Raw genomic sequence first — 22,810 nt, 5'->3', positions numbered from 1 at the left:
GAGAAACATGAAGGGGAATGTTTTGATCGTTGGGCTGGGGCTGATTGGCGGTTCGTTGGCGCTATCCATTAAGGCGGCTCATCCAGAAGCGCATATCGTGGCGGTGGATGTTTCTTACCGGTCGCTTGAAGAAGGCTTGGCGCTAGGTGTGATCGATGAGATTGGCGAAAGTATCTTGCTGGAGGCACCGCGGGCGGATTTGATCATCTTTTGCTGTCCGGTGAAAGAGACGGAACAACTTTTACACTATTTGCCTAAAATCAAACTAAAACCGGGTGTGCTGATTACGGATACGGGCAGTACGAAAGAGGATGTGATGGAGGCGGCATCCGCTTTACTGGAGGCGGGTTTCACATTTATTGGCGGACATCCGATGGCCGGGTCGCATAAGAGTGGCGTTCAGGCGGCAAAGCAGATCCTCTTTGAAAATGCTTACTATTTGCTTACACCGACGACAGAAAAAGCCCAGGCACGAACGGCTGAGCTAAAGGAATGGCTGGGCGGCACGCGGGCAAAATTTTTGGTGCTCTCACCGCATGAGCATGATGCCATCACGGGGATGCTGAGCCACTTGCCGCATATTGTTGCAGCTCAACTGGTCAACCAGACAAGTCGCTTTGTGGAGCAGTATCCGCTAGGCTTTCGACTGGCGGCTGGTGGTTTTCGTGATATCACGCGAATTGCTTCATCGGATCCGCGGATGTGGACGGATATTTCGCTGAGCAACCGGGAACTGCTTTTAGAGCAGCTGGACGACTGGCAAAAAGGTATAGACGAGGCGGCTCAAATGATTCGGGCGGGTGACAAGGAGGCCATCTATCGCTTTTTTGACGAAGCCAAGGAGTTTCGTGACTCGTTACCCGTTCATCGCGGGGCCATTCCAGCCTTTTATGACCTGTTTGTCGATGTGCCGGATTATCCGGGGGTCATTTCAGAAATTACAGGCTACCTAGCAAAAGAGGCCATCAGTTTAATCAACATACGGATTCTTGAAACGCGGGAAGATATCTTTGGGATTTTGCAGATTACTTTTCAGAACGAGGAAGATCGAAAAAGGGCAAAAGCGTGCATTGCGAAGTACAGCAGTTACACGAGCCGTTATGAATAGGAGCTTGAGCAAATGAAATTAATGACGAATAAAGAGAAGTTGCGCGGCAAAATCAGTGTTCCAGGCGATAAATCGATGTCCCACCGCAGCATTATGTTTGGGGCGCTGGCAGAAGGGAAAACGGTGATTAAGCATTTCCTTCGGGCGGATGACTGTCTCAGTACGATTGCGGCATTCCGAAAATTAGGTGTAGCCATTGAAGACAACGGTTCAGAGATTATTGTACATGGAAAAGGCTTTGATGGTCTCAAGGCTCCAGCAGAGGGGCTTGATATCGGGAATTCCGGTACGACAATTCGGCTGATGATGGGGATTTTGGCGGGGCAGCCGTTCGACAGTGTGCTTTTTGGCGATGCGTCGATTGCCAAGCGGCCGATGAACCGCGTGATGCTGCCGCTTCGTGAAATGGGCGCCACCCTTGAAGGGCGTGACGGGACGGAATTTGCACCGATTGCTGTAACCGGCGGGGCCACTCTAAAGGCGATTGAATATACAATGCCGGTAGCCAGTGCGCAGGTCAAAAGTGCGATTATTTTTGCAGCGCTCCAAGCGGAAGGCGAGACAATCATTCATGAAAAGGAGAAAACGCGCGATCATACGGAGCATATGATTCGCCAATTTGGCGGGGAGATTGACATGGACGGGCTGACAATCAAGGTTCGTGGCGGTCAAACCTTCAAGGGACAGGAAATGACGGTTCCGGGTGATGTCTCCTCAGCGGCTTTCTTTATTGTGGCGGCGAGTATTTTGCCGGGAAGTGAGATTGAATTGTCTCATGTCGGACTTAATCCAACACGGACGGGGATTTTTGATGTGCTGGAAGAAATGGGCGGCAAAGTGGAAGTCCATGATGCAAGTCGCAGCACAGGAAAATTGGCCGGCAATCTGCTGGTTCGTTCCAGTGAGCTGAAAGGTGTGACAATCGGCGGTGAAATTATCCCGAGACTAATCGACGAGTTGCCAATCATCGCGCTTTTGGCTACGCAAGCAGAAGGCATGACGGTCATTAAAGATGCGGCAGAGCTGAAAGTCAAAGAGACCAATCGAATTGATGCGGTAGCGACAGAGCTAAACAAGATGGGCGCTGATATTACGCCAACAGATGACGGGATGATCATTCGAGGGAAAACGCCGCTTCATGGTGCCAAAGTGACGAGCTATGGCGATCACCGGATTGGCATGATGCTTCAAATTGCGGCACTGCTTGTTCAGGAGGGCGAAGTGGAGTTGGAACGGGCGGAAGCTGTTAGTGTCAGCTATCCGGCTTTCTTTGAAGATTTGGCCACATTACTTTCATAATAGCGAAAAATTGCCAGAAATTAGCTCATGGATGCTGATTTTTGGCTTTTGCTTTTTCAAACAACCTTCTTTCTTGGCATTTGAATTGGTGGTATAATAAAAGATACGATTTTTTGAAGGTGAGAGGATGTCAAATGGAATTTGCAGAGAAGATGCTTCATGCGCTCGAACATGAGGATATGGAAGCGGCCCGCACGTATTTTGAACGGGCTTTGCAAGAAGGCAGTGATGAGGAACAATTTTTTCTTGCTGAGCAGTTGTTTAGTTTAGGCTTTTTGGATGAAGCACAGGATTTATATGAGCTTCTTTTGGCTAAATATAAGGATGAGGGCGAGCTTTTAGTGCGCTCAGCAGAAGTGAGTCTGGAAAAAGATGAGATTGACGATGCGCAAAGCTATTTGGAGCTTGTGCGTCCGGAAGATGAGGCCTATTTGGAAAGTCTGTTGGTTTTGGCGGATCTTTATCAGATGCAGGGCTTATTTGAAGTAACCGAGCAAAAATTAAAGCAGGCGAAAGAACTGGCACCGGATGAACCAATTATTGATTTTGCGCTGGGTGAGTATTATTTGTCTCAAGGTCGCTTTGCTTCGGCTGTTTCCAGTTACCGGAGTGCAGTGGATCAAGGGATGCTCGTGACGCTTGGTGGGACTGTTTCACTTTATGAGCGGATTGCCGAGGCGCTGAGTGCGAGTGGGGCGTTTGAAGATGCGCTTCCTTATTACGAAAAGGCGATTGAGGAAAATGAATCGATGGATACGCTGTTTGGCTATGGACTCACGGCTTTTCAGGCGAAAGAATATCCGCGCGCCATCCATGCCTTTGAACATCTGAAAGAACATGATCCGGCGTATACGACGCTTTATCCTTATTTGGCGAAGAGCTATCAGGAAAATGGACAGCTGGAAGAAGCATTGGCTACTTTTGAAGAAGGGCTCAAGCAGGATGAATTCAATAAGGAGCTGTATTTAGAAGCAGGGAAACTGGCTGAATCAATGGGGAAAAATCAGCAAGCGGAAGCACACTACCGGCAGGCGATCGTTTTGGATGAGGAGTATATCGAAGCGATTTTGGCACTCGACAAGCGGTTGATTTTAGATGGGGACTATGAAGGCGTGATTGAGCTTTCGGAAACACTCGGTGAGGAACAGATTGCGGAGCCGCAAATTTTTTGGGACTTAAGTGTTGCATATCAAGAAACAGAACAATATAATAAAGCAAAAGCAAATTATGAACGTGCCTATCCTTTCTTTACCAATCAGCCAGATTTTTTACGCGACTATGGGTTATTCCTCCGCGAAGAAGGGGAAATAGGCAAAGCCACGGAAATTTTAACAAAATATCTGCGCTTTGAACCGCAAGATGAGGAAATAATCGACCTTTTAGCGGGAGAGTAGCCGTTATTTTTTGAAAGGGGCGAAGAAAATGAAAGCATCCATTTCAGTTGATGAGAAAAAAGAATTTATTCGCTGGCTGGTGAGTACACATCAGATGAAAATGCGGGAAGCCATGTGGGTTCTTAACTATATTGCCGGGCATGATCAGATCATGGAATATGTGCACTTTGTCGATGATCTTGAAGGGGTTCCGCGAGGCTTGGTTTTATCTGCCAAGGGCGTGGAGGATGAACCGTTCCGCTTTTCTAAAGGGAATGTGACCACTAGCGATCCGGAAAAAGCTTTTCATGATATTCGTCTCAATTGGGACGAGGCCTTATTTATTGAACTGCACTTTGAAGGTGCACTGAGCTCGCCCGAATATGCACTGGTTCGGGATGAGAATCCCTATCTGGAAGTAAAACTGGATAAGAAAGAACAGGAGCTGGCGGCACAATTTTTGAACAGGTCACTGGCTGATTTTTCAAAAGCCAAACTTTTAGAGGCGATTGATGAAGCGCTCGACAACCGGGATGAGCAGGCTTTCCGGGAGCTTTTGAAAGCCTATCAGCAGTTCGACTAGGGAACCGTTTCTGAGGGGAATAAAAGTCAAATTTGCGAGCGTCTATAAGGAAACGCGTGAATTTGACTTTTTTCATGAAATAAGCGAGTGAAGGGGCTATAGGGGACATGTTTTATTCATTACTGTCAAACCGCTCTTTTTTGCGGTTATTATTTGTGGTCAATGTTCTTGGCGCGATTTATGGCTATATTTGGTATATTCCGCAACTTCAAATCACGGAGCCGAGGTACTGGCTGTTTGTGCCGGATAGCCCAACCGCCATTTTGTTTTTTGTATGTGTGCTGGGCGCCTTTTTGGTGAAAAAGCACTGGCCGCTCATGGAGGCACTGGCTTTTACCTGCCTGATGAAATATGGTATTTGGGCGGTGGGAATGAATATTGCCTTAATGATTGAAGAAAAAACTTTCTTGCTGGCGGGTGCGATGTTGATGGTTTCGCATGCACTTATGGCGGTGGAAGGCTTTATGTACGCGCCGTTTTACCGGTTTCGCATCGGGCATTTTTTGATTGCTGCGGTGTGGATTCTACATAATGATGTCATTGATTATTTATTTGGCCAGATGCCGATCTACATGGGCATGGAGCAGTATTTGCCGGTGATCGGCTATGCGACTTTCTGGCTGTCGATTTTTGTGCTCTGGATCGTTTATGAGAAATGCATAAAAAAAGAGCATTATACATTAGAGTTTCCTCATAGTAAGTAAATCTGATTGAGAAAACGATTGTAATACCGTATAATATGAACTAATAACTATTAGGAAGAAGAGGCGTTTAACATGTCATTTAGTACGTATATCATTTACTTTTTACTTGTAGCAGCAATACCGCTTTGGGCCCAATACCGAGTGAAAACTACTTATGCAAAATATGCAAAAGTCGGTGTAAGAAGTGGTCTGACTGGCGCTGAAGTCGCACGGATGATTTTAGACCGAAACGGTTTGTCAGATATACCTGTTCGTGAAACAAACGGGGTCTTAAGTGACCATTATGATCCAAGCAAGAAAACCGTCTTTCTTTCCTCCAGCAACTATAACGGCAGGACGATTGCCGGTGCTGCCGTTGCAGCGCATGAAGTTGGTCACGTGATTCAGGATAAGGAAGGCTATACGATGATGCGGGTTCGTTCAGCTCTCGTGCCGGCTACAATGTTCAGCTCGAATATTTCCTGGGTATTTCTTTTGATCGGGATGTTTGCGAATCTTTCCGGTTTGATGCTGATTGGGATTATTTTGATGGCTGTAGGTGTTTTGTTCCAATTGGTCACTCTGCCAGTGGAATTCGATGCGAGTAAGAGGGCGCTTGTTCAGCTGGAATCTGGCGGTTTTGTCACATCAGATGAATTGCCGCAAGCAAGACAAGTGCTTAGTGCAGCAGCGATGACCTATGTGGCAGCAATGGCGGTAGCAGTACTGGAGCTTCTACGTTTGCTGTTGATTTTTACCAATATGAATCGCGACTAATTGTATCTGGTTGATTTTGCACAAGCATCGGTAAGTAAACCGGTGCTTTTTTTATCGGGATATTTTTCAGTTGTGCTATACTTAGAGCAGTTATTTTTTAAGGAGTCGAATTATGGAAACAGATGTGATTGTGATTGGCGGCGGACCGTCGGGACTCATGGCGGCAATTAGTGCTGCTGAGCAAAAGAAACGCGTACTATTGATTGAAAAAGGCCCACAGCTGGGACGGAAATTGATTCTTTCTGGGGGCGGGAGATGTAATGTGACCAATCGGCGTTCAAAAGAGGAGATCATTGCGCATATTCCCGGAAATGGTCGGTTTTTGTATAGTGCTTTTCATCATTTTGATAATATGGATATTATTGCCTTTTTTGAAGCGCTTGGAGTTGGACTCAAGGAAGAGGATCATGGTCGGATGTTTCCGGTGTCCAATAGCGCTCGTTCCGTTCGGGATGCTATGACAGCGCGGATGGATGAGCTGGGCGTGCGGGTATTTTTGAAAACACCGGTTCAAAAAGTACTTTATCAAGACGGACATGTGGCTGGGGTGAAACTTGGAAATGGGGAGACCATTCATGCCAGTGCCGTGATTGTGGCGGTTGGCGGCAAAGCGGTTCCACGCACAGGTTCGACAGGTGATGGCTACAAGTGGGCGGAAGAGGCAGGTCATACCATCACGGAGCTTTATCCGACAGAAGTGCCTATTACTTCAAATGAACCTTTTATCAAGTCAAGAAGACTACAGGGCACGTCGCTTCGGAATGTCAGTCTGTCTGTTCTGGGTAAAAAAAATAAAACCGTGGTTACACACCAGATGGATATGATTTTTACCCATTTTGGGATTTCGGGTCCAGCGGCGCTTAGATGCAGTATGTTTGTCCAACAGGCCTTGAAAAAAAGTGAGCAGGTTTGGATGAAACTAGACCTATTCCCAGACGAAACGGATCAGGAAGTAACAAAGTGGATTCGTGAGTTGCTGCAAGAAAATCCGAAAAAAACAATTAAGAACGCCCTCCATGCGATTCAGCAGGAAAAAATACTGCTGTTTATGCTGGAACAAGCGGATATTGATGCTGAACAGGTCGTTCAACAGGTAAGCCCTAAAAAAATCGAGCATTTCTGTGAACAATTAAAAGATTTTCGGTTTCGTGTAAATGGGACGCTTGATTTTGATAAGGCCTTTGTGACTGGGGGAGGCGTTTCTGTCAAAGAAATTGTTCCGCAAGAAATGCAGTCGAAAAAAACAGCTGGTCTCTTTTTCTGTGGTGAGATACTAGATATCAATGGCTATACAGGTGGTTACAATATAACCAGTGCGCTTGTAACAGGCCACACTGCTGGCTATCATGCAGGTTTAATCAATAAGTAAACGCCGACTGAAGGTGAGAAATGAACTACCCGCCAAAAAGCTAGACAACCAATCTTACCTTTTAGCGGGCGGTTCAAAAGTTTTCTTCAGAGGGCGTTTTTTTAAGGGCGCCTATTGCTTGATATTTCTTGCAGAAAAAGATCGGCAATTTGTTCGCGTGCCTGATTGAAGGCTTCATTTTTTCTTGTTGGGTGAACACGGTTAGACAAGACGATCAGTCCTGATTGACGCCTTTGATCCAGCACCATAAACGTGCCTGTAAAGCCGGTATGATAGAGGGCGAAATGACCGCATTCGGTAGGGCGAAGATCGAATCCTAAACCACGACTGCGGTTCAGACCAGCTGTATAGTTATGTGCCATCAGGTTCAGCGTTTCGACTTTCAAAAAAGGATGGGTTTTCGGGAAGAGCAGTGCCTCCGCATAGCGTAGCAGATCGTCGAGCGGTGCAAATAACCCTGCATGTCCCGTGTTGCCGCCAGCAGTAAAAGCTTTGAAGTCATGGACGACTCCTCGGATGAGTCCGCGTTCTGTGTCAAGCTCAGTTGGCACGGCATGGAGCGGGTCAGTGCGATAAAAACTGCTGGCCGTCATTTTCAGCGGCGTGAGGATATGCTGCTGCATGCTCTCTTCATAGGGCATCCTGTCGATCGTTTCAATCAGATAGCCGAGTAGCAGAAAATTGGCGTCGCTATATTCGATTTTTTGACGAACGGGTGTGACCTGAGGTGTTGCCATCACGTAGCGCCGGACATCTGCTGCATGCTGCATTGGGAAGCCGGGGATATTTTTAGCTAAGCCGGATGCATGTGTTAAAAGATCCAACACGGTAACTTCCGAATAGCGGAAATCGGTCAGCCACTTACAGATGGGCGCATCAAGAGTTAGCTGTTTCGCTTCCAATAATTGTAGTATCCTAGTGGTGGTTGCAACCACTTTCGTTAAGGAGGCAACATCATAGACGGGGTTTTCCGTTAAGAGAAGCGGCTCTTCGGCTGGGACAAGTGCTTTCGCGCCGATTGCTGCCGTTTCAATGCCATGAGCAGAAATCATGGCATAGCTGATCCCGGGTGCTGCTTTTTGCTCAACAAGTGTTGAAAGAGCTTGTTTTGTTTTTGAAAATGACATGATCCATCCACTCCTTTGCTGATTCTGATTCATTGTACCACATTCTCAGAAAATGATTTTAAGGAAGACGATTTATTTTATTTATCAGGTCGATTTATGGCAAAATGTTCACAAAAAACTATTATAATGTAGGCTTTTTGTATGCTTTTATGACATATTTAGCGAAAATACGTGTTACTATATATTATAGTAAGATTAAGGAGCGAGAGAGTATGCAGAATTTATTTAACCACCAAGAACTTATTCGAATGATGAATCAATACCATTTTCTTGTTAAAAAAGAAGTTTATAAGCCTAAAGAAGTGATTGTGGAAAATGTCAAAGATGACTATGTTTATTTACTAGTGAACGGCTGTGCGGCAGCCTACCTAAATACAGAAGCGAAGAGTCTGTATTCGGCTATTGGTGCTGGGTATATGATGGGTTACTATATGGTCATGGATAATATCCCCAATCAATTTACGTTTAAGGCGTTATCACATTGCCTTGTTTATAAGTATAAAAAGGCAGATCTTCAATATGCGCTATCATTTTCCGAGAATTATGGTTTTCAATTCTTTATCATGAAAGAGCTGACTAGACCGCTTTATTTGAAGTCCATGCTTCTTTATGAAGAGCATCAGAATTTTCTTTTGCGCAGTTTTGTGAACCTTGTGCAGATTTTGCGCCCAACGATGGATGAGGACTTTTACATTTTTTCAAAAGAAATTAGCACGACATTTTTGAATAGTTATTGTATGCTGTCTAGAAGCTCTTTTTATCAGCAATTGACGGCTTTGCGTGACGAAGGGACGATTGCAAAAGAAGATGGGTGCTGGAAAATTGCACGAAAGATTGTGGACGAACACTTTATTGCACTAAATTCATACCACTAATAAAAATGCGGCTTTCGGTAGTGTTGCTGTCGTGGCCCTCAAAAGGTAGATTTTTCAGGTCTAATTTTGGGGGATCCAGTCATGCATCTATCAGAAAGCCGCATTTTTAATTGAAATAATAACCTTGGGCGTAGTGGATTCCAAGCTGAACGAGATAGTCCAGTTGTTCTTTTGTTTCAACGCCTTCAACAATTAATGCTTGGCCATTTTTTTCCAAATAATGGTGGAGATTTTGGATGACCAGCTGTTTACCGGGATTTTCAAGCAAATCTTGAAGTAGCGACGTATCTGTTTTGACAAAATCAGCAGAATGACTCAAAATACGGTCAACATCTGCATAGCCAGAGCCAAAGTCATCAATAGCAAAAAACGTATCGTAAGCCGTCCGTAAAGGTTGGATCTTTTGGTGGAGTTCAGCCATTCGTTCAGGGGGAAGGATAGACGTTTCTAAAAATTCAAAGGTCACCTGCCCGTTTGTCTCAAGAAGTTGTTGGAGATAGACATAATGATCGAGAAATGTGTCATAAGAAATATTAATAAAAATACGTCCATCTTTGTGAGGAAAGCGATGGATGGCGTTTAGCAAAGTTTGCAGCTCAAACTCATAACGCAAGCCAGCCGCTTCACATGCGGTAATAAAAGCACGAATATTTTTGAAAATTTGCTGATCTTGAAGTCGAGTGAGCGATTCATAGCCAAAAATTTCCTGTGTCTGGATGTTGACAATTGGCTCATAAACAGTGTCCAAAAGGTTTTGCTCAATGATTGAGCGGATAGCGCGTGTCATGTTTTCCATCTTCCTTCATTATGGAGTAAGGACCAATTCTTTATTTATATAATCAAAAAAGTGGGTAGTCAGAGGATCTGAGGTATCCATTTTTTGAAGAAGTCCTTGTGCGATTTTAGCATGGTTTGTGTTTTTTGTCTTCTGGAAATACTGCACTAAAAAGGCATAGACAGCAGTGGATTCCATTTGGCTCTCAGGCTTGTGAGAGGTGCGGTTATAACGGCCAAAAATTTTCCCCTGCTGATCCAGTTCAGTCTGCAAAAAGCTGTCGAAGTGTGGTTCAGGCTTCCCGTTCAGCTCCACATAAGCAAGGGCTATCAGCATTTGGTCAATCATGTTGACTTCTTTAGGATCGCTTTCCAGATACGCCCCGTTTTGATAAACTTCTTTAAAAAACGGATCGGCATTTGCCTGTTTTAATGGAGCAAAATTTTTGGCTGAATAGCCTAGCAGCTTCATTTCAGGCACCGCATAGTAGCTGAGATGCAGTGTGTCAGCGGGCACTTTCGCCTGAAAATCATAGAAATCAATCGGCCTGTTTTGTACGAGCAAAAAGCTGTGGTCCGTTTGGTTGATTTTTTCTGCCAGCTCCTGATAAGGTGAATAATCAAACTGACTGCTGGCTGTGACTAGTGCAGCAGCAATTCGTGTGTCATCAATCCAAGCATTTGTTGAAGTGTCTTTTTGAGCTTCCCATTTTAAAAAGGTTCCTTCACGGGTCGTGACGACAAAATGGTCAAGTAAAGAATGATACATTTGATCAAATCGGCGGCTGTCGTCTACTTTGAGCAGATATTGCATATAAAGTCCGATACTTTCAGCTAAATAATGTGGGTCCGTCGCCTGTGCATAGTCGATAATCAGCTTATCATCGGTTAGGTAGTATTTCTCAACATGTGCTGATACGTCTGTTGCAAGCGGTGTAGTTTCCTCAGGATGGTCAGCGGTCGGCTCTTTGGCGGCATTTAAAAACCAGAAAAGAGCACCTGCTGAAAGGAAAAGAATGAGCAGAAATAGCAGTAGCCCTTTTTTCATGCTGGTTCCCCCTTACTCGTCCTCACTTGATCGCGTCCGTTTTGCTTTGCTTGGTAAAGCGCCTGATCAGCGGCTTCAAACAAGGCCTCCTGCTGCGGATAGGCGGCATTGGGTGTATCATACTGACAAGCCACCCCAATTGAAATCGTCACGTTACCGCTTTTGGGATTGAAAGGGAAGTGCGCATGATGAATTTCACTACGAACCGTTTCCGCGATCAGGGCGGCATTTTTGAGATTCACATCAGGCATTAAAACGGCAAATTCTTCCCCGCCGATTCGAGCAACAAGTGTATTTTTAGGAAAGAGCCGGTTCTTTAAAATGACGCTAAACTGGCTGAGAACCGTGTTTCCCGCCTGATGCCCATAGTCATCATTGATTTCTTTAAAGTGGTCAATATCGATCACCAGGAGACTGAGCGGCTTTTTCCGTTTGGTTGAGCGGTGGAATTGCTTTTCGAAAACGGTCATAAAATAGCGGATATTCGGCAAACTTGTCAGCATATCTGTCATGGCGCTTGATTTCAGCTGATACATCATTTTATTGCCACGATCAATGTAATTGGCTGCTGCATAGACTAACACACTCGTGATGATAAAAATCAAATAGAACAGTGCGGCCTCTTGCCAGTTTAGGATGCGGTCAAGATCAAAATTTGTAAAATAATAGAAATAGAGTACCGGTATACTGCACAAAAACGCCAAAATGTATTTTTTCAATTGACTCATTTTCAGACTGCCGATCAGCATGCAAAGCAGATAAAAAGCGGTCAGCAAAATCAAATAGTGAATGGTCGCCGGGTAACCCCCAAAAACACCTAGTAGCGTGCGGCCGATAACCATGGTCAAAAAGGCAATCGTTGCGGTAAAGCGTCCGCCAAAAATCGTGGTTACCAGCAGGATATTAATACGCAAATTCGTATAGACGACCGCTTCATCATTGAGTGAACCACGAAACATGAAGTAGACTCCAGCTAGTCCGTAATAGACTCCCAGCGCAATGGATAGCATCGTATGGCGCTTGTTGAAAGTGAACCACTGCGGGCGCACATCGCGTAGTTTACGAAAGAAAATCCCTTGAACGAACAGGATTGCTAAGAAAATCGATAGGCTATCAATATATGGATCAAGCGTAGAAAGCTTCATGTTTTTTTCCATCCTTTAAGGTGAGATAGTACTGTTTTCCACCTGGTCTGTTTGATTAAACAAGGCGAAAACTTGATTGCGGCCGCGTTCTTTGGCGATATAAAGCGCCCGATCTGCGGCCTCAAATAATTGTGCTTTTGTGTCAAAGTGGGTTCCGCCTGTCTGATCGAAGCTTGCTACACCGCAAGAGACAGTCAGCCCCGTCTGCTCGGATAAGAACGGAAAGGGCGTTTCTGTGACCATTTGACGGATTCTTTCTGCTAATTGGTAAGTCTCCATGAGTGTCGCCTGTGGGACAAGGATGGCAAATTCTTCCCCGCCGATTCTGGCTGCGACGGTTCCTTTTGGCAGGGACAAATTTTTAAGAGAGACGCTGAGCAAGTTTAAAATGGTGTTGCCTGCCTGATGTCCATAGGTATCGTTAACCTGCTTAAAATAATCAATATCAAAAATAATCAAGCCAAGTGGTGTTGAGCGGTGTTTAGCATGCAAAAAATAGTCGGTAAAAAGTGTTTCAAAATGGCGGTAATTAGCCAGATTGGTGAGCGGGTCACGAAGCGCGGATTGTTTCAGCTCGTAGGCCATTTTATTCGACGAGTCAACATAGAGAATCGCTTGGAATAATATAAAGCTGACAAAAAATGAAACGGCAAAAAAGCTGACCCAATCAGGCAAGGCAGTCACATCATAGGCGAGCGGAACTTTTTGGTGCAGATAGAGGAGCATAAACGGGATCATGCTGAGCTTGGCAAAAACAAATTTTTTCCAGAAATTCACTTTTAGATAAGAAATTTCCATGCAAATAAGATGATAAGCCAAGATAAAAGCTACATAAACAAGCTGGTCAAAGAAATGGGGGGCTAATAAAAACTTGAAGAAAATAATCAGCGCGACGGCGATACTAGCAGGCTTCTTGGTAGTAGACAACAGATTAAAAATCAGGATGATATTTAGCAGCATATCGGTATAGATTCCGTATTCCAAGCCGTGTTGTGCACGATAAATAAAATAGGCCCCGAGAAGCCCATAGTAAATGCCCACCCCGTATAAAATCAGCTGATTCCAACTTGAGCGTTCAAAAAGATGCGGTTTTTTCTCGCGCAATGTTCGTAGCAGCATACCGTGGAAAAATTGAGCGGTCAAAAAAAGGGCTGCACTGGCGCTGATTGATTCTAACAAATTCCACATAAAAAAGCTCCCTTTTCTGTATAATGAACGGGCATTCAGTTAAAATAGAACTGTACCCGCTAACTAGGAAGACTTAAAATGTAATATTATTAACATTATTATATAGTAATTCATATTATTGCAAACTTTATTTTACTTGTCAATTCAGTTTTTGCATAAATGGAGGTATAAAAAGGATGGAGATTTCGGATCAGTTGGTGGACTTAGCACAAAAAAGGGCGGAAGGATTTGCGCTGGAAGGCTTTGTGAAAGGAAGAGGCCCGGCAGATGCGAAGGTCATGCTGGTGGGAGAAGCGCCTGGCGAGACAGAGGTTGGGAATCTGATTCCGTTTAGCGGGCGGGCCGGGAAAGAACTGATGAAATTCATGGCAATCGCCGGTCTCACGCGCGAGTATGTTTTTATTACGAGTGCCGTTCGGAGCCGCCCCTATCGTTATGGGGAGAAAATCGACCGGAAAACAGGCGAAAAAATAAAGCGGCGGTATAACAGGCCGCCCACACAGAAAGAAATTTTGGCTCATGCACCGGTACTAGATGCAGAAATTCAAATGATTCAACCTAAAATCATTCTTGCGATGGGTAATGTGGGGCTGAAACGACTGATCGGCAAGGCGTATCAGGTCTCCGAGCAGCATGGCAAAATTTATCGGGGGCCGGTTCAACATTTGGCTCATCTGGAGGATCGGTCGTATAGCTGGACAGAGGAAGTCTATACGGTGCTTGCGACTTTTCATCCGGCGTCAATTTTTTATAACCGTCAGCTGCTGCCACTGATTGAGGCGGACTGGCAGCTTCTTCGGCAGCAATTGGAGGCTAGATAAATGGAAAAAATTGCGATTATTGGTGGCGGCATTGTGGGGGCAAGTGCTTTTTATCATTTAAGCAAAAGCGGGGTAGATGTGACACTTTTCGACCGCGGGGATGCTGGGCAGGCCACACGTCACGCGGCGGGAATTATTTGCCCATGGCTGTCAAAACGGCGCAACAAGGTCTGGTATGAGCTGGTAAAACACAGTGCGGCGTATTATCCAGTCTTAAGTGCGGAACTGGAAAAACAGGTTGGCATGAGTGGCTACAAGCAGGTGGGGACACTTGTTTTGCGTGATTCGGAAGCGGGAGCCAGACAGTTGGCCGATTTAGCGAGAGAGCGGCGTAGGGAGGCTCCTGAAATTGGGGAGATCAAGCTGCTCCGTCCGGCAGAAGTACAAGCTCATTTTCCGCTCGTCCAGTCTGGTTTCTTTGGCGTGCTCGTTTCAGGTGGCGGTCGGGCAGAGGGGGCGCAGATTCGCTCCGCCCTTCTTCAAGCAGCGCTTCAAACGGGGCATGCCCATTATATCGAACAGGAGGCGCACCTTGCGTGGGAACCGGGAACGCGGCGGCTCCAGCTTACGACAGGTGGCGTTCTGGCGGGGCCGTTCGACAAAGTGATTTATGCTGGCGGAGCTTGGATGGCAGAAGAGCTGGCCCATTTAGGCTTTACTAGTGATCTGGTGCCGCAAAAAGGGCAGATTCTGATGGTGCAGACGGAAGAGCGGGAGACGGACAATTGGCCAGTCGTTTTGCCGCCGAGCAGTAAAAGTATCGTGCCGTTTGAAGCGGGTATGTTGATGATTGGCGCCACACATGAAAAGGGGCAGGGCTTTGATTTGACCCCAACAAAAGCCGCACAGGATGAAATTTTGGAAGCGGTCCGGCCATTTCTGGCAGATGTCGAAAAGCTCCAGCTCATTCAGCAGTCTGTCGGCACAAGACCCTACACGTCTGACTTCAAGCCGTTCATCGGGCAGCTTGGCGACCTGCCACTTTTTGTCGCTGGAGGTTTAGGCGCATCAGGACTGACAACCGGGCCGTATGTGGGACGACTTTTAAGTGAAGCCATCTTGAAAACGCCTCATGCGCTCGATCTGCAACCATTCGACCCGGCAAGTTATATCCGGCCGCATCAATAAATCGGGTTCTTATTTTCGTCGAGCGTAAAGCCTTCCCCGATCACATCATGAACAACGCTGACAGAAACGAAGGCATGCGGGTCGATTGCATCAATAATATTTTTAAGTTGAATCAGTTCATTTTTAGCCACAACGACATAAAGGACATCCTGATCGAGCTTGGAGAAGCCGCCACGTCCTTCCAGAATGGTGACACCACGGTTCATGGCCATCATGATATGCGAAGCGATTGCTTGATTATTTTTTGACACGATCATCGCACCACGAGCCGCATAGGCCCCTTCCTGTACAAAGTCGATTACCCGCGAGCCGATAAACACGGTCACAAGCGTATACATGACTTGTCGAACGTCCAGATAGGAAAGCGAAGCCGTGAGTACAAGGGCATCAAAAATGAATAAGGTTTTTCCCATGCTGATGCCTTTTTTGAAATTGAGTAATTTGGCGATGATGTCACTGCCGCCAGTCGTGCCGCCGTATCGGAAAACGATCCCAAGTCCGACACCCGTGAAACCACCGGCAAAAAGGGCCACCAGCAGGAGGTCATTATGAAGATCGAGCGTAAACGGTACACGCTGAAAAATCCATAAAAAAAGCGACAGGCTGAATGTGCCGATGCCTGAATAAATAAAAGTGCGACTTCCCAGTACCCGCCAGCCAATCAAGAAAAGCGGAATATTGAGGAATAGGTTGGAATAGGCCGGATCGATGCCGAAAAAGTGGAGCAGAATCAGTGTGATCCCAGTCAGTCCGCCTTCCCCAAGCCCGTTTTGAATATTAAAATTAACGAGTCCAAAAGCATAGATGGCGGTTCCAAGCATGATAAAGAAAATATTTTTAAAGCGCAGTGTTTTGAGCATGTATAGAACTCCTTTCATGAGTAAAAGTTGGACGATAGGAAGTTTTTTTCTGTATAATAAAATAGATTCCATCATACAGTTTATCATATGGAGGGCGAAACCGTGACAAAAACTATGCAGGAAATGCAAAAACAAGTCGATCAATTTATCGGACAATTTGAAGAGGGGTATTTCTCTCCGCTTGCCATGATGGCGCGTATTACAGAAGAAACGGGCGAGCTTGCACGTGAAATCAATCACTACTACGGTGAAAAACCAAAAAAAGCTTCGGAAGGTGAAAAGAAAATCGAGGAAGAGCTAGGGGACACCCTTTTTGTGCTAATTTGCATGGCGAATTCACTCGGTGTAGATCTGGAAGCAGCACATGACATGGTGATGGCGAAATTTGCCGAACGTGATAAGGACCGCTGGACAAAGAAGGAGGAAACAAAATGATCAAAGTAGCAGTATCAGGTTATAAAGGTCGAATGGGTAGCGAGGTAGTACGAACCGTCCTCGGCGAAAAAGATATGGAGCTTGTCGGCGTGCTGGATAAAGATCCGACTGAGCAAGTGATTCCAGGGTCTGACGTGCCTGTTTTTAGTGATATGGAAGAAATGATCAACAAGGTGCAGCCAGAATGTATTGTGGACTTTACGATTCCCAAATTTGCGTTTAGCCATACCAAGACGATTATTGAAAAGGGTGTGCGTGCGGTCGTTGGGACAACTGGCTTTACGCCGGAACAAATCGAAACGCTGACGAAACTTGCTGAAGCTCGCGGTGTCGGCAGCCTGATCGCGCCTAACTTTGCAATTGGTGCGGTATTGATGATGCAGTTTGCTGAAAAAGCGGCGAAATATTTTCCAAATGTGGAAATTATCGAGCTGCATCACGATAAAAAATTAGATGCCCCAAGCGGAACTGCGGTCAAAACGGCTGAAATGATGGCCGCCGCACGGGAAAAAATCCAACAGGGGGCAAGCGGTGAAGAAGAGACCATTCCAGGGGCTCGCGGTGCTGATTATGAAGGCATGCGGATCCATAGTGTGCGCCTTCCCGGACTCGTGGCTCATCAGGAAGTAATTTTCGGAGCAGAGGGTCAGGGGCTAACAATTCGGCATGATTCCTACGACCGGATCTCCTTTATGTCGGGTGTAGCACTGGCGATTCGTGAAACCGCCCATCATCAAACACTGATTTACGGCCTTGAAAATATACTTTAAAAGGAGCGTTTTGACATGCATATTGCACTGATTGCACATGACAGAAAAAAAGACTTGATGGTAGAATTTGCAACGGCCTATCAACCAATTTTGGAAAAGCACGCACTTTATGCAACCGGCACGACAGGCCTGCGCATTATGGAGGCAACGGGTCTGAGCGTCCATCGTTTTCAATCGGGGCCTCTTGGCGGAGACCAGCAGATCGGTTCTAAAATCTCTGAAAACAAAATGGATCTGGTGATTTTTTTGCGCGATCCACTGACTGCTCAGCCACATGAACCAGATGTGACCGCTTTGATCCGGCTATGCGACGTTTATGAAATTCCGCTTGCGACGAATATCGGAACGGCTGAGGTGCTGATTCGCGGTCTGAGTGAAGGCTTTTTGGAATGGCGTGACTTGCGCCGCAACAATGAAGAGATTTAAAGCTCGAAAGGAGCACTTATGAAAGCACAATTCATACAAGCATTACCGGTACTGGAAAAGCTTGAAGCAGCCGGATTTGAAGCCTATTTTGTTGGCGGTGCGGTGCGCGATTTTTTGCTGGGGCGAAAAATCAGTGATGTTGACATTGCGACAAGTGCTTTTCCAGAAGAGGTCAAGACGATTTTTGCTCGCACCTATGACACGGGGATCAAACACGGAACCGTGACGGTCAGTGAGGGCGGCGAGCACTACGAAGTGACGACGTTTCGGACGGAGGGAACCTATACGGATTTTAGGCGGCCAGAAGAGGTGACTTTTATTCGTTCCTTAAAAGAAGATCTGCTGCGACGTGACTTTACGATGAATGCCATTGCCATGGATCGACACTTTGCTTTTCATGATCCTTTTCAAGGTCAGGAGGCCATCAAGGCGAAAAGCATTACGGCAGTGGGCGATCCGAAAGCGCGTTTTCATGAAGATGCCCTGCGAATGATGCGGGCCGTTCGTTTTTTAAGTCAGCTGGATTTTACGTTGGAAGAAAAAACCGCTCGGGCATTAGCGGAGGAAATCAGTCTGCTGGCTCATGTTTCTGTAGAACGCGTGACGGTTGAATGGCTGAAGCTCCACCGTGGCAAAGCCTTTTCGCGTGCTGTTCAAATGATCGCCGAAGTGGGCATGGAAGCCTATCTGCCGGGACTTTCCGGGAAAAAGACAGCGCTCTTTGAACTGAGTAGCTGGACACTTCCAGAAGCGGCATCTGATGAGCTGCTCTGGCTGCTTTTAATGGTGGCAACAAAGCCGGCAGATGTCAAAACGGCTCTGAAAGCGTGGCGGCTCCCTAACCGGACGATCAAGCAAGTGGCAGCGGCGTATGCGTTTCTGATGGATGAGGAGCAGTGGACGAAGTGGCATCTTTATCAGGCAGGACGCGCTCTTTTTACGCTGATTGAGGACGGTCGACTGGTTGTGACTGGACAAAATGAATATGCGGCATGTCTTTTGGCGTATGAAGCGTTGCCCATCCACAGTCGCAGCGAACTACAGGTGACAGGGCATGATTTGCTTGCTTGGAGCGGGAAGTCAGGCGGTCCATGGCTGAGCGAGACATTACTGCGGGTGGAGCAGGCGGTTGTAGATGGTAGGTTGCCGAATGAAAAACCGGAGATAAGGAGATGGCTAGGCTATGGCGAAAACGAATCGTGAGAAATTGCTTGCCTATTTTGGAAAAAGACAAGATGAATTTATTTCTGGGCAGCAGATTGCCGATTTGCTTGGCTGTTCGAGGACCGCGGTCTGGAAACACATGGAGAACCTGCGCAAAGAAGGCTATGACGTAGAAGCCGTTCGTAATAAAGGCTATCGTCTTCATGTACGGGAGGATCAATTTTCAAAGGAAGCCATTCAACTTGGGCTTGGGACCAGCTTTATCGGTCAACAGATGCACGTGTATGAAAGTGTGCCATCTACACAGTTGGTTGCCCATCAGGAAGTTTCAAATGGGGCGGAAAGCGGAACGGTCATCATCAGTGATGAGCAGACGACGGGGAAGGGACGGCTTTTACGACCATGGGACTCCCAAAAAGGTCATGGCATTTGGATGAGTGTGATTTTAAAGCCGCGTATCGAGATTCGTCGTGTGCCGCAATTTACTTTTATTGCTTCATTGGCGGTTTCCGAGGCCGTCAGTGAAATAACCGGGCTTGAACCGCGCATCAAGTGGCCCAATGATCTTTATCTAGGCAAGAAAAAAATTTGCGGCGTATTGACCGAAATGCAAGCAGAGGCGGAAACAATTCATGCGGTGATCATCGGAATCGGGCTGAATGTCGGTCAGGAAAATTTTCCAGAAGAGCTGAGAGAGAAAGCCACTTCGCTCCGAATAGAAGGCGGCAAAACCTATTCCAGACAGGCATTGATTCAAGCAATCCTCTTTTATTTAGAAAAATACTATCTTCTTTTTGACAGTCAAGGGTTTCAGCCCATCAAACTTTTGTGGGAAGAACGCGCGATTCCCTTTCAGCAGCGTGTTCGTGTATCAACGCTTCGTGGGACGATCACAGGGATTTCCAAGGGCATCTCAGAAGAAGGTGTTTTGCTGATTGAAGATGATCACGGGGAGATTCATCCGGTCTATTCAGCGGATATTGAAATAGAATAAATTTGATTTTTAACAGTCGGAAATTCAGCTTTTCGGCTGTTTTTTGTATGGAAAGTGATTTTTTATATGAAAAATTCGCTCAAAAGTCAGTTTTGTTATTTTTCTATTTGGAGGAAAATCAGCTACAATAGACAACAAAGGGGGAGATACGATGAAAAAGTGGCTCGTTATAATGTTGTGTGTAGGTTTAGGGGGATTAGTTTTCGCCTGTTCCGATCCATCAGCTAAGGACAACGACGCGGCTAGTGAGACAAAGAGCGCGGCAAAATCCTTTTTAACCACGATTAGCACCGCTGATTTTAAACAAAAGATGGCAGATAAAGAAACGGGATTTATTTATGTGGGACGGCCGAGTTGTGAGGATTGTCAGGCTTTTCAACCAATCTTGCAAAAAGAACTTGCAGACCGCGGTTACAAGGATAAATTAGCCTATTACAATACGGACAAGGCTTCGGAGAAAAATCGTGATGACATGGTGCAGCTACTGGAAGGCATGTCGATCGATTCGGTTCCGACGATGGTTTATTTGAAGAATGGAAAAGTTGTGTCCACTTATTCGGCAACGGATAGTCAGAAAAAACTGGCCAAGTGGATGGATCAGCAAGCTGGTTGAAGTTTTATTCAATCGGCTTTTTTCCTACTCGGAAGCTTTATAATGGGCACAGATTATGGTAAGATAACAAGGTAATCAGGCAATGATTGTATTCTGTTTTAGAAACGATACCGCCTGATGAAGAATAAATTTTTTTGCCGTGATTCTTAAAGTTTGAGAACATGGACGAAAAGGAGAATGACAAATGAAAACACCAATGCAATTTTCAGAGATGAAAGTAACGGGTGAAAAGATCACCATGATTACGGCTTATGACTACCCCTCTGCCAAAAATGTCGAGCAGGCTGGTGCGGATCTTATTTTAGTCGGCGATTCACTGGGCATGGTCGTGCTTGGTTATGATTCGACGGTACCAGTTACAATGGACGTTATGATCCACCATACCAAGGCTGTGCGACGTGGAGCACCGAACACTTTCGTTGTGACCGACATGCCATTTATGACCTATCATGGCGGAATTGATGAAACGATCGCGAACGGTCGCAGAATCATTCAGGAAAGCGGTGCACATGCGCTGAAACTGGAAGGTGCCGGAGAAGTGACACAGAAGATTGCTGCACTGACGGAAGCCGGTGCACCGGTTGTGGCGCATTTAGGTTTAACTCCTCAAAGTGTAGGACTGACTGGCAGCTACAAAGTGCGGGCCAAAGAAGCAGCGGAAGCGAAAAAGCTGATAGAAGATGCCCAAGCAGTCGAGGCGGCCGGGGCGATCATGCTGGTGTTAGAGGCGATTCCAAAGCAACTAGCAGAACGAATTGACGCACTTCTCACTATTCCGGTGATTGGCATCGGGGCAGGCAAAGGCACATCCGGTCAAGTACTGGTCTATCATGATATTATTGGTTACGGCATTTCGCGCCGCGCCAAATTCGTGAAAGCCTATGCGGACATTGATCCGCTGATTGAAAAAGCGCTCGATCAGTATGTGAAAGAAGTGAAAGACGGCGAATTCCCGACAGATGCCCATTCGTTTACCATGAAAGAAGAGCAGTTAGGGGCGCTTTACGGAGGTGCAGATCAGTGAAAATCCTTCGTACAGTAGAAGAACTTACGACCTGTTTGGCAGCTGAAAAAGGTGCAGAGATCGGTTTTGTCCCAACGATGGGCTTTCTTCACGAGGGCCACTTGACGCTGATTCGTACGGCTCGGCAGGAAAATGAGCGGGTCGTCGTGAGCGTATTTGTAAATCCAACCCAATTTGGACCGGGAGAGGATTTTGAAAGTTATCCGCGTGACGCGGCGCGTGATGCGGAGCTTGCTGAGGCGGCTGGTGCAGACTTTTTGTTTATGCCGAGCGCAGCAGAGATGTATCCGGCGCCGCTATCTGTGAAATTTACCGTGACAAAGCGGACAGATGTGCTGGACGGAGCAAAACGACCGGGGCATTTTGATGGTGTGGTAACGGTTCTGGCAAAATTGTTTCAGCTGGTACAGCCAGATCGGGCTTATTTTGGACAAAAAGATGCGCAGCAGGTCGCGGTTGTGAAAAACTTCGTGGCGGATTATTTCTTCCCAGTGGAGATTCGCACGGTGCCGACTGTTCGAGAAGACGATGGGCTGGCTAGAAGCAGCCGGAATGTCTATCTGACGGAGTGGGAAAGGCAGGATGCGCCAAAACTGCATCAGGCTCTGCTAGCTGGAAAAGCAGCTTACCAAGAAACGTTGGACGTTGAGAAGGCTTATCAGGCGGTACGCGAAGTGCTGGGCGAAACGGCTCGATCGATTGATTATCTGGCGCTGCTCAGCTTCCCTGGCTTTGATGAGAATCTGCATGAAAGTGCGGACCTGATTTTAGCCATCGCGGTGCAGTATAGCAAGGCTCGCCTGATTGACAACGAGATTTTCACAGTGAAGGGGGCGGGAAAATGAATCGAATGATGATGAATGGCAAAATCCACCAAGCGACTGTTACGGAAGCCAATTTGCAGTATGTGGGAAGCATTACGATCGATGCCGCGATTTTGGAAGAAGTGGACATGCTTGAAAATGAAAAAGTCCAGATTGTCGATAACAATAATGGGGCACGTTTTGAGACGTATATCATTGCTGGCGAGCGTGGAAGCGGTGTGATCTGCTTAAACGGGGCGGCAGCAAGGCAAGTGCAGGTCGGCGATGTGGTGATTATTATGAGCTACGGTATTTTTACAGATGAAGAAGCGCGTCAACATCAGCCGAAAGTGGTCGTGCTGAACGAAAAAAATCAAATTGAACAAAGATTGACGGAAAAGCCGCATACAACGCTGTAAGGCT

25 protein-coding genes are annotated in these 22,810 nt (G+C 46.3%); 19 read left to right on the top strand and 6 right to left on the bottom strand.

The genetic code is table 11. The features are described 5' to 3' along the window. Positions 1–7 precede the first annotated feature (7 nt). The 7 genes from CS921_RS06515 to CS921_RS06485 all read left to right on the top strand — a co-directional run bounded on the left by CS921_RS06515 (position 8) and on the right by CS921_RS06485 (position 7,192). Positions 8–1,108, top strand: a complete 1,101-nt coding sequence (locus CS921_RS06515; protein ID WP_099222263.1) for a prephenate dehydrogenase — start codon at positions 8–10, stop codon at positions 1,106–1,108. A gap of 12 nt (positions 1,109–1,120) precedes the next feature. Further along, positions 1,121–2,407, top strand: coding sequence for a 3-phosphoshikimate 1-carboxyvinyltransferase (aroA, locus tag CS921_RS06510; RefSeq protein WP_099222262.1), 1,287 nt, complete (start codon positions 1,121–1,123; stop codon positions 2,405–2,407). Positions 2,408–2,541: 134 nt separating this feature from the next. Then, positions 2,542–3,801: a tetratricopeptide repeat protein gene (locus tag CS921_RS06505; RefSeq protein ID WP_099222261.1), complete on the top strand. Its 1,260-nt coding sequence runs from the start codon at positions 2,542–2,544 to the stop codon at positions 3,799–3,801. Positions 3,802–3,829: 28 nt separating this feature from the next. Beyond that, on the top strand, positions 3,830–4,363 hold the full coding sequence (locus tag CS921_RS06500) for a ReoY family proteolytic degradation factor (protein ID WP_099222260.1): 534 nt from the start codon (positions 3,830–3,832) through the stop codon (positions 4,361–4,363). Between the two features lie 107 nt (positions 4,364–4,470). Further along, complete coding sequence (gene lhaT, locus CS921_RS06495; RefSeq protein ID WP_099222259.1) at positions 4,471–5,067, top strand: lipoprotein heptaprenylglyceryl N-acetyltransferase LhaT; 597 nt, start codon at positions 4,471–4,473, stop codon at positions 5,065–5,067. Positions 5,068–5,139: 72 nt separating this feature from the next. Next, entirely contained in the window at positions 5,140–5,823 is a 684-nt protein-coding gene (locus tag CS921_RS06490; RefSeq protein ID WP_099222258.1) for a zinc metallopeptidase, read from the top strand. A gap of 112 nt (positions 5,824–5,935) precedes the next feature. Then, positions 5,936–7,192 carry a BaiN/RdsA family NAD(P)/FAD-dependent oxidoreductase gene (locus tag CS921_RS06485; protein WP_099222257.1) on the top strand — a complete coding sequence of 419 codons (1,257 nt, stop codon included), beginning with the start codon at positions 5,936–5,938 and terminating at the stop codon, positions 7,190–7,192. A 101-nt stretch (positions 7,193–7,293) separates the two neighbouring features. Here the strand turns inward: CS921_RS06485 and CS921_RS06480 are convergent, their stop codons facing one another. Then, on the bottom strand, positions 7,294–8,319 hold the full coding sequence (locus CS921_RS06480; RefSeq protein ID WP_099222256.1) for a serine hydrolase domain-containing protein: 1,026 nt from the start codon (positions 8,317–8,319) through the stop codon (positions 7,294–7,296). A 212-nt stretch (positions 8,320–8,531) separates the two neighbouring features. Between CS921_RS06480 and CS921_RS06475 the strand changes: the two genes are divergently transcribed. Next, positions 8,532–9,194, top strand: a complete 663-nt coding sequence (locus CS921_RS06475) for a cyclic nucleotide-binding domain-containing protein (RefSeq protein ID WP_099222255.1) — start codon at positions 8,532–8,534, stop codon at positions 9,192–9,194. 106 nt (positions 9,195–9,300) lie between these two features. On the opposite strand, the gene CS921_RS06470 is transcribed toward CS921_RS06475, so the two are convergent. Genes CS921_RS06470 through CS921_RS06455 form a run of 4 tightly spaced genes read right to left on the bottom strand, consistent with a single transcriptional unit; the run spans position 9,301 to position 13,349 of the window. Next, positions 9,301–9,981, bottom strand: coding sequence for an EAL domain-containing protein (locus CS921_RS06470; RefSeq protein WP_099222254.1), 681 nt, complete (start codon positions 9,979–9,981; stop codon positions 9,301–9,303). An 18-nt stretch (positions 9,982–9,999) separates the two neighbouring features. Then, complete coding sequence (locus CS921_RS06465; protein WP_099222253.1) at positions 10,000–11,016, bottom strand: glycoside transferase; 1,017 nt, start codon at positions 11,014–11,016, stop codon at positions 10,000–10,002. Then, positions 11,013–12,161 (bottom strand): GGDEF domain-containing protein, encoded by a 1,149-nt coding sequence (locus tag CS921_RS06460; protein WP_099222476.1) that lies wholly within the window; start codon positions 12,159–12,161, stop codon positions 11,013–11,015. Before CS921_RS06460 ends, CS921_RS06465 begins: the two co-directional genes overlap by 4 nt. 15 nt (positions 12,162–12,176) lie before the next feature. Beyond that, positions 12,177–13,349, bottom strand: coding sequence for a GGDEF domain-containing protein (locus CS921_RS06455; protein WP_099222252.1), 1,173 nt, complete (start codon positions 13,347–13,349; stop codon positions 12,177–12,179). Between the two features lie 176 nt (positions 13,350–13,525). On the opposite strand from CS921_RS06455, the gene CS921_RS06450 reads away from it, so the two are divergent. Together CS921_RS06450 and CS921_RS06445 are read left to right on the top strand one after the other, a co-directional pair. After that, positions 13,526–14,170 carry a uracil-DNA glycosylase gene (locus CS921_RS06450; protein ID WP_099222251.1) on the top strand — a complete coding sequence of 215 codons (645 nt, stop codon included), beginning with the start codon at positions 13,526–13,528 and terminating at the stop codon, positions 14,168–14,170. Further along, complete coding sequence (locus CS921_RS06445) at positions 14,171–15,298, top strand: NAD(P)/FAD-dependent oxidoreductase (protein WP_099222250.1); 1,128 nt, start codon at positions 14,171–14,173, stop codon at positions 15,296–15,298. On the opposite strand, the gene CS921_RS06440 is transcribed toward CS921_RS06445, so the two are convergent. Further along, entirely contained in the window at positions 15,292–16,158 is an 867-nt protein-coding gene (locus tag CS921_RS06440; protein WP_099222249.1) for a YitT family protein, read from the bottom strand. The genes CS921_RS06445 and CS921_RS06440 overlap by 7 nt on opposite strands. Before the next feature lie 102 nt (positions 16,159–16,260). Between CS921_RS06440 and CS921_RS06435 the strand changes: the two genes are divergently transcribed. From CS921_RS06435 to panD, 9 genes are all read left to right on the top strand, one after another. Then, on the top strand, positions 16,261–16,593 hold the full coding sequence (locus CS921_RS06435; RefSeq protein WP_099222248.1) for a nucleotide pyrophosphohydrolase: 333 nt from the start codon (positions 16,261–16,263) through the stop codon (positions 16,591–16,593). Next, on the top strand, positions 16,593–17,363 hold the full coding sequence (gene dapB / locus CS921_RS06430; RefSeq protein ID WP_240422321.1) for a 4-hydroxy-tetrahydrodipicolinate reductase: 771 nt from the start codon (positions 16,593–16,595) through the stop codon (positions 17,361–17,363). The genes CS921_RS06435 and dapB overlap by 1 nt, the downstream gene beginning before the upstream one ends. Before the next feature lie 15 nt (positions 17,364–17,378). Beyond that, positions 17,379–17,789: a methylglyoxal synthase gene (mgsA, locus tag CS921_RS06425; RefSeq protein ID WP_099222246.1), complete on the top strand. Its 411-nt coding sequence runs from the start codon at positions 17,379–17,381 to the stop codon at positions 17,787–17,789. 18 nt (positions 17,790–17,807) lie between these two features. Next, on the top strand, positions 17,808–18,992 hold the full coding sequence (locus tag CS921_RS06420) for a CCA tRNA nucleotidyltransferase (protein WP_099222245.1): 1,185 nt from the start codon (positions 17,808–17,810) through the stop codon (positions 18,990–18,992). Further along, a complete protein-coding gene (locus CS921_RS06415; RefSeq protein ID WP_099222244.1) occupies positions 18,973–19,947 on the top strand; it encodes a biotin--[acetyl-CoA-carboxylase] ligase in 975 nt (324 codons plus the stop codon). Before CS921_RS06420 ends, CS921_RS06415 begins: the two co-directional genes overlap by 20 nt. 151 nt (positions 19,948–20,098) lie before the next feature. Then, a complete protein-coding gene (locus CS921_RS06410) occupies positions 20,099–20,560 on the top strand; it encodes a DUF6568 family protein (protein ID WP_099222243.1) in 462 nt (153 codons plus the stop codon). 184 nt (positions 20,561–20,744) lie between these two features. Next, positions 20,745–21,584 (top strand): 3-methyl-2-oxobutanoate hydroxymethyltransferase, encoded by an 840-nt coding sequence (gene panB, locus CS921_RS06405; protein WP_099222242.1) that lies wholly within the window; start codon positions 20,745–20,747, stop codon positions 21,582–21,584. Next, a complete protein-coding gene (gene panC, locus CS921_RS06400; protein WP_099222241.1) occupies positions 21,581–22,429 on the top strand; it encodes a pantoate--beta-alanine ligase in 849 nt (282 codons plus the stop codon). The genes panB and panC overlap by 4 nt, the downstream gene beginning before the upstream one ends. Further along, positions 22,426–22,806 carry an aspartate 1-decarboxylase gene (panD, locus tag CS921_RS06395; protein WP_099222240.1) on the top strand — a complete coding sequence of 127 codons (381 nt, stop codon included), beginning with the start codon at positions 22,426–22,428 and terminating at the stop codon, positions 22,804–22,806. Before panC ends, panD begins: the two co-directional genes overlap by 4 nt. Positions 22,807–22,810: the final 4 nt, after the last annotated feature.

The sequence above is a fragment of the Listeria costaricensis genome (genome assembly GCF_900183385.1).
GTDB classification, from domain to species: domain Bacteria; phylum Bacillota; class Bacilli; order Lactobacillales; family Listeriaceae; genus Listeria; species Listeria costaricensis.
This window is presented reverse-complemented; position numbering and strand designations above follow the sequence as displayed.